Raw genomic sequence first — 15,966 nt, 5'->3', positions numbered from 1 at the left:
AGTATCAAGACAATTAAACAAAATGAATAAAAAAATTACGGAAACACTTCCACTTCTAATATTCCGCGATGAAAAACTTTTACGTCGTGCGTTGACACATCGTTCTTATGTAAATGAAAACCCAGAAGAAGGTGAACACAATGAACGTTTAGAATTTCTCGGTGATGCTATATTGAATTTTTTAAGTGGTGAATATCTTTATCGTCGTCATCCAGAAAGAGGAGAAGATGAATTAACTCGACGGCGTTCGGCTTTGGTAGACGAGAAGCAATTAGCTAAGTTTGCGCTTGAGGTGGGTTTAGATTTGAGAATGCGGTTAGGAAAAGGTGCTATTAGAGATGGCGGCTACCAAAATCCTAATTTGCTGAGTAGTACTTTTGAATCAGTGATTGCTGCTTACTATCTAGATAACAATTTAGATATTGAAGCAGTTCGCGCCATTGTCGAACCATTATTTGATGCTGTACCTGAGCAAATTGTCATGTCTCGCTCGAATGTAGACTGCAAAAATCGCTTTCAAGAATGGGTACAACGCAACGTAACGCCCAATCCTCCTAAATATGTCACAGTTCAAGTAGGTGGTTTGTCTCATGCACCAGAATTTATCGCTAAAGTTTTAGTGGATGACAAAGAATATGGAGAAGGTAAGGGGCGCAACAAAAAAACAGCAGAAAAAGCTGCTGCGGAAGATGCGTTAGCTAAGTTAGAAAAACAAGGTTTGTTGTTATAGTAATTTGGGATTCACTCTTGCGGTATATTTAGTTTCAAAGGCAGAGTAATTGTAAAAGTAGAACCCACATCCACCTCAGATACTAAATCAATTTCACCTTGCAATAATTTAACTAAACGAGAAACTATTGCCAAGCCCAAACCAGTGCTATCTGGTAGATAAGGCTGATTACCTGCATTAGCCCGAAAATAAGGTTCAAATATCTGCTCTAGGTTTTCTGGTGCAATACCAATTCCGGTATCAGCAACTGCGATCGCCCATCTGTCATTATTTACTAGCTGACATTTTATTTCAATAGTCCCAGACTTGGTGTAACGAATTGCATTACTCACAAGATTGGTCATAATCTGTTGTAAATGAAACTCGTCTGTGACTATTTCCTCAGGGATGCTATCGTAATCCACCACTACACGCAAATTTTTTTCCTCTGTTAAAGGCTGCAACATTTCACATATGTTGTCGATTAACTCACGCACATCAGTCTTGACTGGGTTGAGTTTCATCTGTCCGGCGTCATACCGAGAAATTTCTAACACATCGTTAATCAAACGCAGTAAATGTCTGCCATTGCGTAGTACGCGCTCAATATGTTCTAAATTGGTGTAAGTATCTCTGACGTTTGGCTTCTTGCGTTGTTGGCGTAAAAATAGATCGGAGTAACCAATAATCGAACTTAAAGGGTGTTTTAAATCATGGGCTAGTTGAGCAATATAATCTTGATTAGCCACAATTAAGCGATTTAATTGCTGATTATGCAGTGTTAATGACAACTGCAAATGCTTTAACTCACGCAAGCGTTCTTCAACATAACTATTAACACAGCGGGCGATCGCTTCATCGATTACTGCATCAATCAAACGCATTGCTCGAATGATCTCTAAAGGTGTTCCTTTTAATAAATCAGATTCCAAAGTATCAAATACTACCATTCGTAGCAAATGATATTCATGGGCAATTTCTGTGGGGTCAAAGCCTTGTTTAGCCCGCAGAACCCCATGATTCCAGCTAGCCGTAATTATCGACTGGACATCACTTCCCTGAGACTTAGAAAGTACTGTTACCATTGCGTCTAAGACATCAGGAAGATCATTTTGAATGGCTGTATAAGTTAAATCATCAGCACTTTCAATCTCTCTATCTTTACGAACTGCTGTAACCCATTTATTGAGAATAATATCAGTATTTTCAGCCAGTAATAGACTAAAATCCATTATTTTAAGGTGAGTCCGGAGTAGGTGGATAAATTTACATATACGCTTAGTTTAGCGATAGCGGTACGGCTCATCAAAATCAGTGATATAGTTCAACTGCCAAAAGAAATAGATATCATAATATTATATTGAAAATTGCCCCTAAATTTGACGCACATGGGAAATAAGGCGATCGCCTATGCTGCGTTCTTCATGTATTGTCAATAGAAAATGGGCTTGATCTCTGGTGTAGCAACCTAAAACCAGAATATGTGTCTGTTAATGACTGTATATAATTAGCGATCGCCTACATAAAAAGTTATAGTTGTCACGCCAAACTCAAAAGGCCATTAAGTAATTTTAATCAGACCTTCAATGTACTCGATAAATACTTTTGCAAAATTGGTAAATTAGACTATCATTTTTTTAGTGGGTAGCCTAATTCAAATTCATCGACACTGGATTTGAAACGGAGGAACCAATGTTTGGGGCTAATCTTACGAGAGACATCTTCCAGTCTTAGCCCGTCAGCTAACTCCGTCGGCAATGGAAGGAAACCCCCAAAGTATTGGCTTTAATACCAGTTGTTATTGGGGCTTCCTTGCGGATATCACATGTATATCCTCTGGGATATGGGCTATCTGTGTTCTACCCTGCTTCTCATTCATTATTCGTTTCCTTGGGGAGAAGGTAAAGCTGTGAAAATCAAGCCAATGTTAGTGCGCCTGCAAAGCGCCATAGGTCGAGATGACTTAATTGGTCAAATGGTATTATTACCAGAACCGAAAAAACCTTTTTCTCAAAAAGATCACAAAACAGAATCTGTTAGCTTAATCGTTGGCTATGATGCCTCTCCTAACAGTCACACCGCGCTAGATATAGCTTTTTGGATTGCTCATCAAACGCGTTTAGCTACCAATGTCCAAGTTACAGTACAAGCTGTTTATGTAGTAGAAAATAATTATAGCAGTCAGTATCCAGAGGTGTTGAGCTTTGCTAAACCTGTGCCTACCTTGGAATGTCCTGTTAGTGAAGTTTCCCATTCTTTTACCCCCGTTTTAACTCCAGCAAAATTACGGGGTATTAATTCCTGTTTACAAGAAAATCCTACAACTCATCTCCAGCAAGCAGATATAATTCTTTGGCAAGCACGTAGTTTGGCTGAAGAATGGGAAGGTTCCTTTAAATCTCATTTGCGGTTTGGCTGTGTGGGAACCGAACTCACAAAAGTTGTGGAATCGGAAGCGGCTGATGCGTTATTTTTGGGATGCAAATCAGTTAACCACCCCATTATCCAGACACTAGGTGCTAATTTTCCTTGTGGTGTTTTAGGTATACCCAATCGGATTGATTGATCTAATCACCCCCAATCCTTTATAAGGGTGTGTTGTCGCGTAGCGCAATGCACCTTCAATAATTCAATTTATCTCTTCAGGTAGATGCAAAGTAATTCTGTATTTAAATATACTTCGTTTTGACTAGAACCTAAACCCCATATTATGATATCTCCATTGCTAAAAATTACACCAAACTTCAGATTTAATCAGGATTAAAAGTATGAACCCACCTGAAGAATACATCAATAATAATTCAGGAGAACTAGTTAAACAGGGGTCAAATCAGCTGACTAGTAATGGTATTAGTGAAGTTAACAATTTAGATAAAGTTAGAGATATTCTTTTTGGTAGCCAATCACGGGAATTTGAAAAAAGGTTTTTCCGCTTAGAAGAACGCTTATTAAAAGAATTTTCTAATGGGCGAGATGAAACAAGAAAACGTTTAGATGCTTTAGAAAGTTATGTTAAACAAGAAGTAGATTCTTTAGCAGAAAGATTGAAAAATGAACAAGTAGAACGTGACCATAAAGTCACCCTACTTACTGAAGAACATAAAAACATATCTATATCATTAGAGAAAAAAATTGCTCAAGTTGATGAGCAGAATACTAATAGTCAAAGGGAATTACGCGAACAAATTCTCAACCAATCTAAAAGTTTGCAAGATGACATCCAGCACAAATATGAAGAGATTTTGGCTTTACTAGAACGAGAAGCACAGGAACTGCGGAGAAACAAAACTGATCGCTCTAATTTAGCAGCCTTATTTACCGATTTAGCTATTCGATTAAGTACGGAAAATAAATCAGAATTTTAAGTCAAAATCCCCTGATTATTTGATGAATTTATATCGAATCAATGCAACTTAATATTAATTATGAATTAAGGGGAGTTGGGTAATGAAAGACTACGCTCCTAATCCCAGAAGTAAAGTATCTACTCAAGTTGTGAGTAGTCATAGCCAACCCTCTGATTTGTCTGTCAATAACAAAGATCAAAAAGTTATTGATGATCTGAGTGAACTGCGTAGTTTGCTGCTGGGACTTGAACCGACTAAAGTTAAAAATCTTTATCAGCGATTAGATAATCCTCACATTCACCCAGAAGATATTAGCCGTTTATTACCAGAAGCAGTACTGTTGCGATCGCAGCAAGATAAAAAATTGGGTGAAGCTATTGTATCAACGGTGGAAGACGCCATTCAAGCTTCTGTACAGCAAGACCAAAATGTGCTATCCGAAGCATTTTTTCCTATTATCGGCCCAGCCACCCGCAAAGCAATTGCGACAGCTCTCAATGAGATGATGCAATCCTTGAATCAAACCTTGGAACATAGCTTATCACCAGAGAGCCTCAAATGGAGACTAGAAGCAAAACGCACTGGCAAATCATTTGCAGAAATTGTCCTACTGCGATCGCTTGTTTATCGCGTTGAGCAAGTATTTTTAATACATAAACAAACTGGGTTATTACTGCAACATTTAGTCGCAACTGAGGTAACAACTCAAGATCCAGATTTGGTGTCTGCGATGTTGACAGCTATTCAAGATTTTGTCCAGGACTCTTTTAATGTATCTCAAGAAACTGGGATAAAAAGTTTACGCTTTGGAGAACTGACAATTTGGATTGAAGCAGGGCCTCAAGCGTTAGTTGCAGGTATTATTCGGGGTATCCCTCCCCAAGATTTAAGGTTAGTTTTTCAAGAAGCTATCGAAAAAATTCACCTCAAACTCGCACAAGAAATTAATGCTTTTACTGGGGATACAGCAGTATTGCAGCCTAGTAAATCTTATTTAGAACCCTGTCTGGCAATCCAATATAAAACGCCAGCTAAAAAAAATTATACTTACGCATGGGCTTTTTTAGGTACTGCTGCGATCGCTTGTAGTATTTGGGGCTTTTTTGCTATTAGAGAACAACTCCGCTGGCGCAACTATCTGCAACAACTCAATTCCCAACCAGGAATAGTGGTGATTAACACCAAGCAGCGTTATGGAAAATATCACATTTCGGGAATGCGTGATCCATTAGCAGTAGATCCTCATACTCTGATACCAGCCACAAATCTGAAATCCCAAAATGTCATCAGTCATTGGCAACCTTACTTGTCCCTTGAGTCACCATTCATCACTAAAAGAGTTAAAGCATTACTCCAACCACCAACAACTGTATCATTACAAGTTGACAACAATGGCATTCTGCAAGCTACTGGTTCTGCACCTCATCAATGGATATTAGAAGCACGTAAATTATGGCGTTATCTTCCGGGAATTATTCAATTTGATGAGCAAAATCTTGTAGCTACAGAACTAAGTCAACTAGAGTCATACAAAAAACAACTCGAACAAGCAACATTCTTTTTTAATGAAGGAACTACTAACTTGGTGGCTGGTAGTAACAATCAATTAAATAACTTAGTATTAATTATTAATCAAATTTTAAATACTGCTAAAGATTTAAACAAAGATGTCCAAATTCAAATTATAGGACACACGGATATCACTGGAACAAAAGAGCAAAATGTTCTTCTCAGTCAAGCACGTGCTAATAGAATATTATCTTATTTAAATTCTCAAGGCATCAATACCAGTAAATTTATAGCCCAAGGAATGAGTCATCAGGCGCTTTTACAGTCAGACTTGACATCAAAATCCCCAGAGAATCATCGCCGAGTATCTTTTAAAGTATTGATAACGAATATTCAATTATGATGCAAAAAAAAATTTGTATGGTAGGTGCATTTGCTACAGGTAAAACTAGTTTAGTTACGCGCTTCGTTCACAGCATATTTTCGGAAAAATATCAGACTACCGTAGGTGTAAAAATTGATAAAAAAACTGTAAATATACAAGATAATAAATTAAATTTTATCCTCTGGGATATTCATGGAGAAGACGAATTTCAAAAAATTAGAATGTCTTACCTCAGAGGTTCAGCAGGATATTTATTAGTCGTAGATGGTACCCGGAAAAATACCTTAGAAAAAGCTTTTGATATTCAAACAAGAGTAGAAGCCGCAATTGGTAAAGTTCCCTTTATTCTGGTACTGAACAAAGAAGACATGACAGATGAATGGGAAATTGAAAAGACTGACATAGATGCTGTTGTTAAGAAGGGTTGGACTATGATTAAAACTAGCGCTAAAAATGGACTAGGTGTTGAAGAAGTTTTTCAAACTCTTGCTAGACAAATACTGGATAAATAAACAGTGAATATTCCTAACTCTGTAAATAGTTATATTTTTAACTTTCTCATAGAAGAGCGTTCCCTGGCCTATCTATTAGTCAAAAAAGATGGTGAACTATTAACTTGGGGCGGTAAACTAACAGAATACGGCATTAAAAACCTCTGCAAAGGAAAGAATGTCACAGAACAAGTTTTCTTTTTAGAAGGGTTGCTACCATTAGATAATGTCACTATTTTTTTACCACTTGTAAATATAGGACAAAAAATCTTTGCCGATGTCCATCTATTTCCTTCCGAAGAAGGAGATTGGGTATTACTATTAGATAATGTTTGGGATCATCAGTACCTTTCCTTGCTGCAACAAAAAGCTAATGCTTTTAGCTTATTACAAGAAAAATTAAGATAATTTATGAATGCATCTATAAATAAGGCACTATTTGCAGCTTTAAACATTCTCGCTTTAGAAAGAATGAGTGCAGGATCATTTAAAATAATTGGAGATATACCTAATTGGTTACAGCGATTTAATCTACAAAATCTGATATCTGATACAGATAAATTTCTTCCCCATAATCATATACCATTTTTGGAGAATTTCTTAATTGATGCCGAGGAATTTTGGCTGCAAAATAGTGAATTAAAGCTGAAGTCTGGCTTATGGAATGAAATAGATGTAAATGGCAAAGAATACCAATTTGAAGCCTATGCACTTTGTGTCAATTCTCAAAAAATTCTCTTAATCAAATTATTAACTGACCCCTTTGAAAACAACAAATATATTATTCAAAAAGCCAGAGAAAATAATTTAAATTATCAAAAAATCTTAAAAGAAAATCAAAAAAAAGAAATATTAATTCACTGTATCGTGCATGATATAGCGGGACAACTAAGTGCCATTAATTGTTGTTTAGCTTTACTAGAATTTGAAAACTTGACCCCAAAAGGTAAAGAATATTTAGAAGTTGCTAGAAAGCAGTCTCTTAATCAAGAAATGCTCATTAGGCAAATTTTAGATGTCTTTTCTGTTGAGGTAATGTCACTAGAAAATTTTACAGTTGAAAGTGAAATGTTGCCTAACATTTTAAGTTCTGCACAGGATGTATTCGAGCTATTAAACCCAAGTTTCACACTAAATAATATCCAGTTGCAGCTAAGTGCTGATATTGACAGGCAAGCAGACTGGAAGGTCATCGGGGATAAATCACGTTTGGATAGAGTGATTTCCAATCTCGTAGAAAATGCTTATCGCCACAGTTCACCACAGTCTACTGTAACCATTAATTTACAACCTGATGGAGAATATGTACTCTTGTCCGTAGATGACGAAGGTAGTGGTGTACCACCAGAGATGGTAGATACTTTATTTAAAAAGTTTTCCCAAGGCAAATACAAGTCAGGTAAGGCTGGGTTAGGACTTTATTTTTGCCGAATTACCATTGAGCGCTGGGGAGGAACCATTGGTTATCTCCCACGTGCAAAAGGCGGTTCCCGATTTTGGTTCCGCCTACCTAGACCAGTATGAGTGAGGAGTTAAGAATTTTTTGTGAGGTATCTGTGGAAATTACCAGATAATTTGTCTATCCCAACTCCTCATTTATCACTAATACCCCACAATATGTAGAATGTCGCGTAAGACACTATATCCTGCTAAATCCCAAATTAAGTAAGCAAGAAAGCCAATCATTGCCAAACGACCATTCCACAATTCAGCTTGAGGATTTAAGCCAAATATAAAAGCATTGCGGTCTACACCATTATACGCTTTAGCAACAGGTGGTAAATCTGTAGATGGACGATTTTCTCTAGTTTCCATTTTTTTCTCCCAAATCCAATTTATTTTTGAACGATTAATCTTTATCTTTAGTAACCGATGAGATGTAACACGTCTCTAAGAACGCTATATCCTGCTAAATCCCACAGTAAATAAGCGAGAAAGCCAATCATTGCAAACCGACCATTCCAGATTTCTGCTTGGGGAGTCCAGCCGAAAAGAAAAGCATTGCGATCTCTACCGTTATATTCGTTTGCAATTGTTGGTAAATCAGAGGAAGATCGAGTTTCCATATTTTTGTCCTGAAAAATTTATTGCTTAACTTTACTTTACCTAATTATCAATAAGCTGCTTTCTGTCTGGAGGTACAAACTACATGCACATATTGTGGACGATTTCAACAACGTATGACTACAGACAAATCCACCTTGAGGGGGTGATAAAATTTATATTTGTAAATAAATGTAAATCTCTCCTCAAGAAATCAGAATCAATTTATGATTTAAACAGATAAACTCGCTATTGTAGCTGTTATAAATAGTTAGAAAATAAATTGCTTATTCTACCATGATTCAGCTTTTAGCTGCATAATACTTACAAATTTTATGTGAATTCCTGCTATTAAATAACAAACTTCCATCTAGCGCTAGATATACTTTTCAAACCTTAGAGAGATGCATTGAACAGCTAAATTCCTGGATTCTGAAAGTTATCAAGACTTGGGTACTGCCATAGATACAGACATAATTACACAGTTGCTTCTCATGAAATTCTTAATCCCCCCAAATTTAACCCTAGAAGAAGGAAATATAATGTTTCAACATCCGGAAAACTTGTTGGCAGCCTACAAGCCGCTATTGTGGGTAGCACAGGTTCCAGTAGTTCCCACAGGTATTACACCAGAGCAAGCATCAGTGATCAATTCAGGGCCGCGCTTTTTTGTAGCTTTAATTTCTGGTGTCATCCTAGCGTTTGCCTTTCAATTAGTATTAACTAACCTCTCCGTCGCAGCAGGTATTTCCTACTTGGGGCATTCCTCTGACTCAGATTCGGGTAGTGGGGAAGTAGGAAGTTTGGGTGGCACAATTCGCAAAATTGGCACAGCAGTGGGGATTTGGACATTAATCACTGTGACGATCGCCTTATTGCTGGCTTGTTTCCTCGCAGTTAAATTAAGTCTACTAGTTTTAGATGCCCGACTCGGTGCAATTCTGGGATTAGTAATTTGGGGTGCATACTTTTTATTACTAGTGTGGGTGAGTTCCACTACCGTAGGTTCTTTAATCGGTTCGGTGGTCAATTCAGCTACTTCCGGTTTTCAAGCGATTATGGGGACTGCAACGGCAGCATTAGGGGCCAAAGCTGTTAATCAGCAAGTAGTAGCCACAGCCGAAGCGGCGGCGGCCGCTGTGCGCCGAGAAATAGGCAGCGCTGTTGACCCCGATAGTATCCGGGAGAACGTAGAAGACTACCTCGAAAAGATTCGTCCCCCCGAATTAGATTTATCCAAGATTCGTGGTGATTTTGAAAATCTCCTCAAAGATCCCAACCTGCAAGCCATTGCAGGTAGTCCTGATCTGCGCCACATTGACCGCCAGAAGTTTATCGATTTAGTTAGCAGTCGCACTGACCTTTCCAAACGAGACGTTAACCGTATAGCTGACACACTATACAAAGTTTGGCAGCAGGTAGTCAGTCAACAACCCAACCAAGACCGTTTAGGTGAGTTAGTAGATTATCTCAAGTCACTACCACCAGGGCAAACCAAGACAGATGAACTTAGTGCCAAACTAGATCGGTTAATTTCAGAAACCAAGACCTCCAAGGAAGCACCAGCAGCACAAAAAACTGGTTTGATGCAACAGACCTTACAACAAGGCCTGACAGCACTAACTGGGATTACCCTGGGACGGACTGATTTGTCAGATTTAGATGTGGAAAAAATCTGGCACGCCCTGACTCAAGCCAAAGACAAAGCCACCGAACAAGCAGATAAACTGGGTTTACCCACACCATCACAACCCTACAGCCCCATTCGCGCTGATGTAGAAAACTACCTACTCAACACATATGCTTGGCAATTGAGTCGGGAAAGAATCGCCCAAGAATTTCGTGATGTCATCTACGACCCAGCAGCCGACCCTGGTATAATTCGGCGGGAATTAGAGAAAATGTCTCGCAGCGATTTTGCCAAGACCCTGCAACAACGAGGATTACTAACTCAAAGACAAATTCAGCAAATTGCTAACCAACTAGAAGCTGTTCGCCGAGAAGTTTTGGTCATCGTCACCGCTGATGAAGAAAGGGAAATAGCACAAGACTTACAACGTCAAGTCGCCAGTTATCTCTTAGTAACCAGTAAAGCAGATTTAACTCCAGAAGGTATTGAGCATAACTTTAAACCCATACTAGAAGACCCAGAAGCAGATTACGAAACTCTGTCGCTGCGACTAGCTCAATTTGACCGTAAAGGAATGAGCGATATTCTCTTAGAACGTAATGATGTTTATATAGGAGAAGTAGACCCGATTCTGGATGAATTGGAAAAACAGATTGAACATGTCTTGGTAGAATCCAAAGGACTGGCAGACCAAGCCAAATATCAAGCAGAAACCCTGTGGCTGAATGTAGAGTCATATCTGCGTAACACTGGAAAAGCTGAATTAAATCCTGATGCTATCCGCGCTGATTTGCAAAAGTTGCTAGAAGATCCCCAAGCAGGTATGACAGCCATTCGCGCCCGATTGGCTCGCTTTGACGAGGATACTTTGGTACAGTTATTGAGTCAACGCCAAGACTTGAGCGAAGAGCAAGTTAATCAAATCGTTCATGCAGTGGAAGACTCTTGGCATAGCGTCCGCCATGCACCTCAAGCCTTAGCACACAGAGCCAAAGAGCAATACGACTCTGTAACTACGACCATCGCAGATTACTTGCGGAACACTGGCAAAACTGAATTGAATCCCGAAGGTATCCAACGTGATCTCAACAGATTATTTGAAAACCCCAAAGAAGGAGCCTTAGCACTGCGTCGTCGCTTGTCACAGCTAGACAGAGATACGTTGGTACAGTTATTAAGTCAACGTCAAGACTTAAGTGAACAGCAAGTCAATGAAGTCATTGATTCTGTACAAACTTCCATTCGTGATATTGTGCGATCGCCCCGTCGCTTGGCAATCCGGACACAGCAGAGAGTGGAAACATTCCAAGCTTATTTGGAAGAGTATCTGCGACAAACAGGCAAAGAAGAACTGAATCCCGAAGGTATCAAACGCGACTTGCAATTATTGTTGCATGATCCACGAGTAGGAATGGAAAGCTTTAGCGATCGCCTGGCTCATTTTGACCGTTCAACAATTATTGCCTTGCTGAAAATTCGGGAAGATATGACCGATGAAGAAGCAGCCAGAATTGCCGATAATATCGTCTCAGTCCGAGATCAATTTGTCGAACAGATACGGGGTATCCAACGGCGGATTCAAGATGTCGTTGACGGGATTTTTGCCAGTATCCGGAACTATCTCAACTCCTTAGATCGTCCTGAACTCAACTACGATGGCGTTAAACACGATGTCCGCCAATTGTTTGACGATCCCCAAGCTGGTTTTGATGCCCTACGCGATCGCCTGTCTTCTTTCAACCGCGATACCCTAGTAGCCATTATGAGTTCCCGTGAGGATATCTCCGAAGCAGATGCCAACCGGATTATTGACCAAGTTGAACGGGCACGTAACACAGTATTACAACGCGCCGAGCGCATCCAACATGAAGCGCAACGCCGCCTAGAAGAAATCAAGCATCAAGCACAACGGCAAGCAGAAGAAACCCGTAAAGCCGCAGCTACAGCGTCCTGGTGGTTATTTGCCACAGCATTCGTTTCCGCAGTATTCTCCGCCTTAGGAGGAGCGCTGGCTGTGCTTGCAGTGTAAAATTACAAGTTTTCTCCGCTAAATTTAAGCCTCCCGATATGGGGGGTTTTTTTGTAGAAACTATTTGCACAGGAATGTTAAAACAACCGTATTGCTGAAGACGAGGAATTTTGCACCCATAACCTAACTTGATTTTTGTTAGACTACTACCTAAAAGCAATTCGCTCTTGCTGTTGAATTTGGAGCAAAACGACGTGACTGCCCTGATTCTAAACCTTAGCCCCGCCATTGATTTAACAGATGAACAGTTCTTTCAACTCTGTGTTAACAATCGAGAGCTACGACTTGAGCGCACAGCTGAGGGTGAGTTAATTATTATGCCGCCAACTGGATGGAAAAGCGGAAATCGCAATAGTAAACTGACACAACGTTTGGCTAATTGGGCTGATGCTGATGATACTGGACTAGTTTTTGACTCGTCTACAGGTTTTAAGTTGCCTAATGGTGCAAACCGTTCTCCTGATGCATCTTGGGTGAGTCGAGAACGATTAGAGGCTTTAAATCCTGACCCTACTCGATTTTTGCCAATGGCCCCTGATTTTGCTGTAGAGTTACGCTCTGCTTCTGATAACTTGGAGAGTCTACAACAAAAAATGCAGGAGTATTTAAATAATGGGGTGCGTCTCGGCTGGTTGATTGACCCCCAAAACCAACGAGTAGAAATTTACCGTCCAGGGGAAGAAGTCGAAATTCTACAATCACCTACTAGCTTGTCGGGAGAGGATATTTTACCGGGGTTTGTATTGGATTTATCAGGCATTTTAAATTAACTATTCCCCACTAGCTTCTCCCCATTCATTCATGGCAGAGAATATTGACGAGTAGTCATCATTAGCAAATGACATTTTCATGGCTGTTTGTAAAATGTGTCGCACAGCTTCAACACTAGTGAGATCTAAACCTAGTGCTTTGGCTTCCGAAATAAATAAATCTGTATCTTTGAGTAAGTGTTTGGTGGGAAAGTTAGGATTGGTATAATTTCCATCCAACATTCTTCGCAGCTTTTTGTCAAAGGTCGGTGCATACAAGGCACTATCACGCAGGATTTGCATGAATAAATCTACATCTATACCTTGACGTTCTACAAAAGCTAGACTGAGGGCAAAACCAGTTGTCAGAGAAGCAATCAGTTGATTGAGTGCTAACTTTAAGCCAGAAGCCGCTCCTACTGGCCCTATAAGTATTGGTTCTGACCCAAAATTTTGCAGTATTTTTAAGTGGCGTTGATATTGTTCTGGTTCAGCGCCTACCATGACAATTAGTTTGCCAGATTTGGCTTCGGGAATGCTACCTAATACTGGTGCTTCTATATACTCTCCACCGCCGCCAATCACAGCATCTCTAATTTCTTGGCTTTCTGTGGGAGTAATTGTCCCCATTTGAATCACAGTCCGCCCTTCTAGGGTGCGCCAAGATGTATCTGATAGCAAAACATGATAAATGGCCGCAGCATTAGTCAGCATGAGAATAATATACTCAGCCTCACGTATGGCTTGGCGAGGATGTGTGACAATTTCCGCACCAGCTGCCTGTAGTGGAGCTAATTTTTCTGGGGTGCGGTTGTAAGCCACTAACTCTATGTTGGCTGCTAACAACCTTTGAGCCATCGGTAATCCCATGAGTCCAGTTCCCAGAAATGCCACCTTCATTTTTCACGTTCCTTTGGTACAGCGTAGGCGTAGCCTGTTGTAGACATCGCGTTTCTCTTGTTTGATTCTATTGCCAGTGAACAATTATCAGTGTCCACAGATAACTGTTCACCGTTGATTCATTACTGATTATTGATCAACCACCTGCGGCAAAAGTTACCATAATTATCACTGAAAGTAAGATGCCGGGAGTAAGTAGTGTCACTAATAATAGCAATTCATGGGGAGTCATAATTAATACTTTCCTATGATTTTTGTCTGCACAGTAGCCAATGATATGCTAGTCCATATCAGGTTGATCTAGCATTCTTACATAGAGTTTTAACTTTTTACACTGACTTTTACTCTGGCACAGTTAATCCTTTGAGGGGTTGAGAACTTTCTGCCTTGTGCAGTCCTTTACTTTGAACTAAAACCCCAAAGCCGCCTAGTTCTGTGGGGTCTATCAGCTGGTGTAGTGCAGCTCGCCGCTGTAATAGTTGGGCTAAAGGCAGTTTTTGATCAGAGATAGCAGCGATGCGATCGCCTAGACCCAACGCCATCAAAAATAAACCCTGCTGGATAAAACCCAGGTTCTCTAAGCCGTATTGCTCACCCCATCTTTCCAAGGCAGTAAAGTCAACGTGGGCTGTGATGTCTTGCTGTCCAATATTAATATAAGGGTTGTTGTGATAACGATGCTGGTAGTAGCACTGTAATGTTCCTTGCGATCGCCTGGGGTTATAATAACGATGGGCAGGATAGCCATAATCAATTGTTAACACATACCCCCGTTGCAAGTGGTCAGCTACTATACTCAACCAGTCTAAAGCCGCTAAGTTAATTTCACTGCGATAACCATCTTCATAGACAGTAGGTGCTAGATCAATACCCACTAAATTAAAATATTCTCTTAATCGGGGCGTAGAAACTTCCCCCGTAACTTCCACAAATAATGTATCTTCTTCATCCCCTGTCGTCACATAGACTTCTCGCATCTCCCCAGCTTCTAAAATAAACTGGTGTACTGGCAAAGCATCCACCAACTCATTAGAAAAAAAACAGCCAGTAATGGCATCAGTGGGGATATCTGCTAAATTACACCAGCGTACAGGAAAATTCTGCAAGCATTGCTGTTGTTGTTGCCTTAACCCTGGAGATTTCTCCACAATTACATATTCCAACGCCTCAAACAAATCTGGGTGGTGCAGATGTAAGTAACTGAGGATATGTAAAGCCAAAAGTCCTTGACCTGCGCCCATTTCTACCACAGAAAAAGGTACAGGTCGTCCTAAAATCTCCCACATCTGCACAAACTGTACTGCTAGTAACTCACCAAAGTCAGTACCGAGACTGGGAGATGTGAAAAAATCACCGTCTTTAAAGCCGATTTTGACTGCATTACTGGAATAATAGCCGTATTCAGGATGATATAAGGCCAAATCCATATATTCAGCAAAAGTAATTCGCCTTTGGGGACTATTGGCAATTTGTTCTGCTATGGCTGCACACAACGCTGGATGAAAATCCATAGAAAAGCTAGAAATTAAGAATTATTTGGGCGATCGTACAGTCATCATCCTACCTAATCTAGAATTGTTCCGCCTAAATCAGTCCCATCTAAATTAGCTCCATTTAAATTGGCCTCATTCAAATCTGCTTCGTTAAGATTCGCTTGAGTTAAGTCAGCTACAGCTAAATCTGCACCACTTAAATCTGCTTGATCTAAGTTTGCTGCTTGTAAGTTTGCTGCTTGTAACTCTGCATCACTTAAATTTGCTCCAATGAGATTGGCTATAGTTAAATCTGCTTGACTTAAATTAGCTCCATCTAAAATGGCTCCGTCTAAAATTGCACCATCTAAAATTGCACCAACTAAGTTACTTTCACTAAGATTGGCATTACTCAAATCCGCTCCATTGAGGTCTGCTTCTATTAAACTGGTTTGGGCTAAATTAGCATGATTGAGTTTAGCTCCATCTAATATGGCTTGATCTAAAACTGCTCCACTAAGGTCAGATCCTCTTAAGTCCGCTTCGCTAAGATTGACACCAGTAAAGTCTCTGACACCTGCATTGTAGTTTTTCAGTAATTCATCTACTTTCATCTGTTTTAGTGTCTGTTGATTTGCTAAGAAACGTTTATGGGAGTAGTTAAAATATATGAGACAATCCAGCCAAAGTTATGTATCCTCA

The 15,966-nt window shown here is 39.8% G+C and carries 15 protein-coding genes and 1 riboswitch; of the genes, 9 read left to right on the top strand and 6 right to left on the bottom strand.

Annotation, left to right across the window (positions count from 1 at the left end; all coding sequences use genetic code 11):
* Nucleotides 1-22: 22 nt before the first annotated feature.
* Complete coding sequence (rnc, locus tag ACM0OT_RS03405; protein ID WP_414562725.1) at nt 23-730, top strand: ribonuclease III; 708 nt, start codon at nt 23-25, stop codon at nt 728-730.
* Between the two features lie 11 nt (nt 731-741).
* Here the strand turns inward: rnc and ACM0OT_RS03400 are convergent, their stop codons facing one another.
* Complete coding sequence (locus ACM0OT_RS03400; RefSeq protein WP_414562723.1) at nt 742-1,941, bottom strand: sensor histidine kinase; 1,200 nt, start codon at nt 1,939-1,941, stop codon at nt 742-744.
* Nucleotides 1,942-2,345: 404 nt separating this feature from the next.
* A riboswitch (cyclic di-AMP (ydaO/yuaA leader) is annotated at nt 2,346-2,478 on the top strand.
* A gap of 155 nt (nt 2,479-2,633) precedes the next feature.
* On the opposite strand from ACM0OT_RS03400, the gene ACM0OT_RS03395 reads away from it, so the two are divergent.
* From ACM0OT_RS03395 to ACM0OT_RS03370, 6 genes are all read left to right on the top strand, one after another.
* Nucleotides 2,634-3,275, top strand: a complete 642-nt coding sequence (locus ACM0OT_RS03395) for a universal stress protein (protein WP_414562857.1) — start codon at nt 2,634-2,636, stop codon at nt 3,273-3,275.
* Between the two features lie 202 nt (nt 3,276-3,477).
* Nucleotides 3,478-4,074 carry a hypothetical protein gene (locus tag ACM0OT_RS03390; protein WP_414562722.1) on the top strand — a complete coding sequence of 199 codons (597 nt, stop codon included), beginning with the start codon at nt 3,478-3,480 and terminating at the stop codon, nt 4,072-4,074.
* A gap of 82 nt (nt 4,075-4,156) precedes the next feature.
* Nucleotides 4,157-5,968 carry an OmpA family protein gene (locus tag ACM0OT_RS03385; protein WP_414562720.1) on the top strand — a complete coding sequence of 604 codons (1,812 nt, stop codon included), beginning with the start codon at nt 4,157-4,159 and terminating at the stop codon, nt 5,966-5,968.
* A complete protein-coding gene (locus ACM0OT_RS03380) occupies nt 5,965-6,462 on the top strand; it encodes a Rab family GTPase (protein ID WP_414562718.1) in 498 nt (165 codons plus the stop codon). The genes ACM0OT_RS03385 and ACM0OT_RS03380 overlap by 4 nt, the downstream gene beginning before the upstream one ends.
* A 3-nt stretch (nt 6,463-6,465) precedes the next feature.
* Nucleotides 6,466-6,849: a hypothetical protein gene (locus ACM0OT_RS03375; RefSeq protein ID WP_414562716.1), complete on the top strand. Its 384-nt coding sequence runs from the start codon at nt 6,466-6,468 to the stop codon at nt 6,847-6,849.
* A gap of 3 nt (nt 6,850-6,852) precedes the next feature.
* On the top strand, nt 6,853-7,965 hold the full coding sequence (locus tag ACM0OT_RS03370) for a sensor histidine kinase (protein ID WP_414562715.1): 1,113 nt from the start codon (nt 6,853-6,855) through the stop codon (nt 7,963-7,965).
* A 78-nt stretch (nt 7,966-8,043) separates the two neighbouring features.
* On the opposite strand, the gene ACM0OT_RS03365 is transcribed toward ACM0OT_RS03370, so the two are convergent.
* On the bottom strand, nt 8,044-8,256 hold the full coding sequence (locus ACM0OT_RS03365) for a chlorophyll a/b-binding protein (protein WP_414562714.1): 213 nt from the start codon (nt 8,254-8,256) through the stop codon (nt 8,044-8,046).
* A gap of 47 nt (nt 8,257-8,303) precedes the next feature.
* On the bottom strand, nt 8,304-8,507 hold the full coding sequence (locus ACM0OT_RS03360; RefSeq protein WP_414562712.1) for a chlorophyll a/b-binding protein: 204 nt from the start codon (nt 8,505-8,507) through the stop codon (nt 8,304-8,306).
* A gap of 519 nt (nt 8,508-9,026) precedes the next feature.
* Here ACM0OT_RS03360 and ACM0OT_RS03355 point away from each other — a divergent pair.
* Both ACM0OT_RS03355 and ACM0OT_RS03350 read left to right on the top strand, forming a co-directional pair.
* Nucleotides 9,027-12,143, top strand: a complete 3,117-nt coding sequence (locus tag ACM0OT_RS03355) for an MFS transporter (RefSeq protein WP_414562711.1) — start codon at nt 9,027-9,029, stop codon at nt 12,141-12,143.
* A 194-nt stretch (nt 12,144-12,337) separates the two neighbouring features.
* A complete protein-coding gene (locus ACM0OT_RS03350; RefSeq protein ID WP_414562709.1) occupies nt 12,338-12,913 on the top strand; it encodes a Uma2 family endonuclease in 576 nt (191 codons plus the stop codon).
* Here ACM0OT_RS03350 and ACM0OT_RS03345 read toward each other — a convergent pair whose 3' ends face one another.
* From ACM0OT_RS03345 to ACM0OT_RS03335, 3 genes are all read right to left on the bottom strand, one after another.
* Entirely contained in the window at nt 12,914-13,792 is an 879-nt protein-coding gene (locus ACM0OT_RS03345) for an NAD(P)-dependent oxidoreductase (RefSeq protein WP_414562707.1), read from the bottom strand.
* A 341-nt stretch (nt 13,793-14,133) separates the two neighbouring features.
* Nucleotides 14,134-15,303: a class I SAM-dependent methyltransferase gene (locus ACM0OT_RS03340; protein WP_414562705.1), complete on the bottom strand. Its 1,170-nt coding sequence runs from the start codon at nt 15,301-15,303 to the stop codon at nt 14,134-14,136.
* Nucleotides 15,304-15,356: 53 nt separating this feature from the next.
* The gene (locus tag ACM0OT_RS03335; protein ID WP_414562704.1) at nt 15,357-15,878 is read right to left on the bottom strand and encodes a pentapeptide repeat-containing protein; all 522 of its coding nucleotides are present in this window, start codon (nt 15,876-15,878) and stop codon (nt 15,357-15,359) included.
* Nucleotides 15,879-15,966: the final 88 nt, after the last annotated feature.

Origin of the sequence: Anabaena sp. CCY 9613, from assembly GCF_963920895.1 — a bacterium.
In the GTDB taxonomy this organism is placed as follows: domain Bacteria; phylum Cyanobacteriota; class Cyanobacteriia; order Cyanobacteriales; family Nostocaceae; genus Cyanocohniella.
The sequence above is the reverse complement of the archived record's forward strand: the minus strand, read 5'-3'. Positions and strand labels throughout refer to the sequence as shown.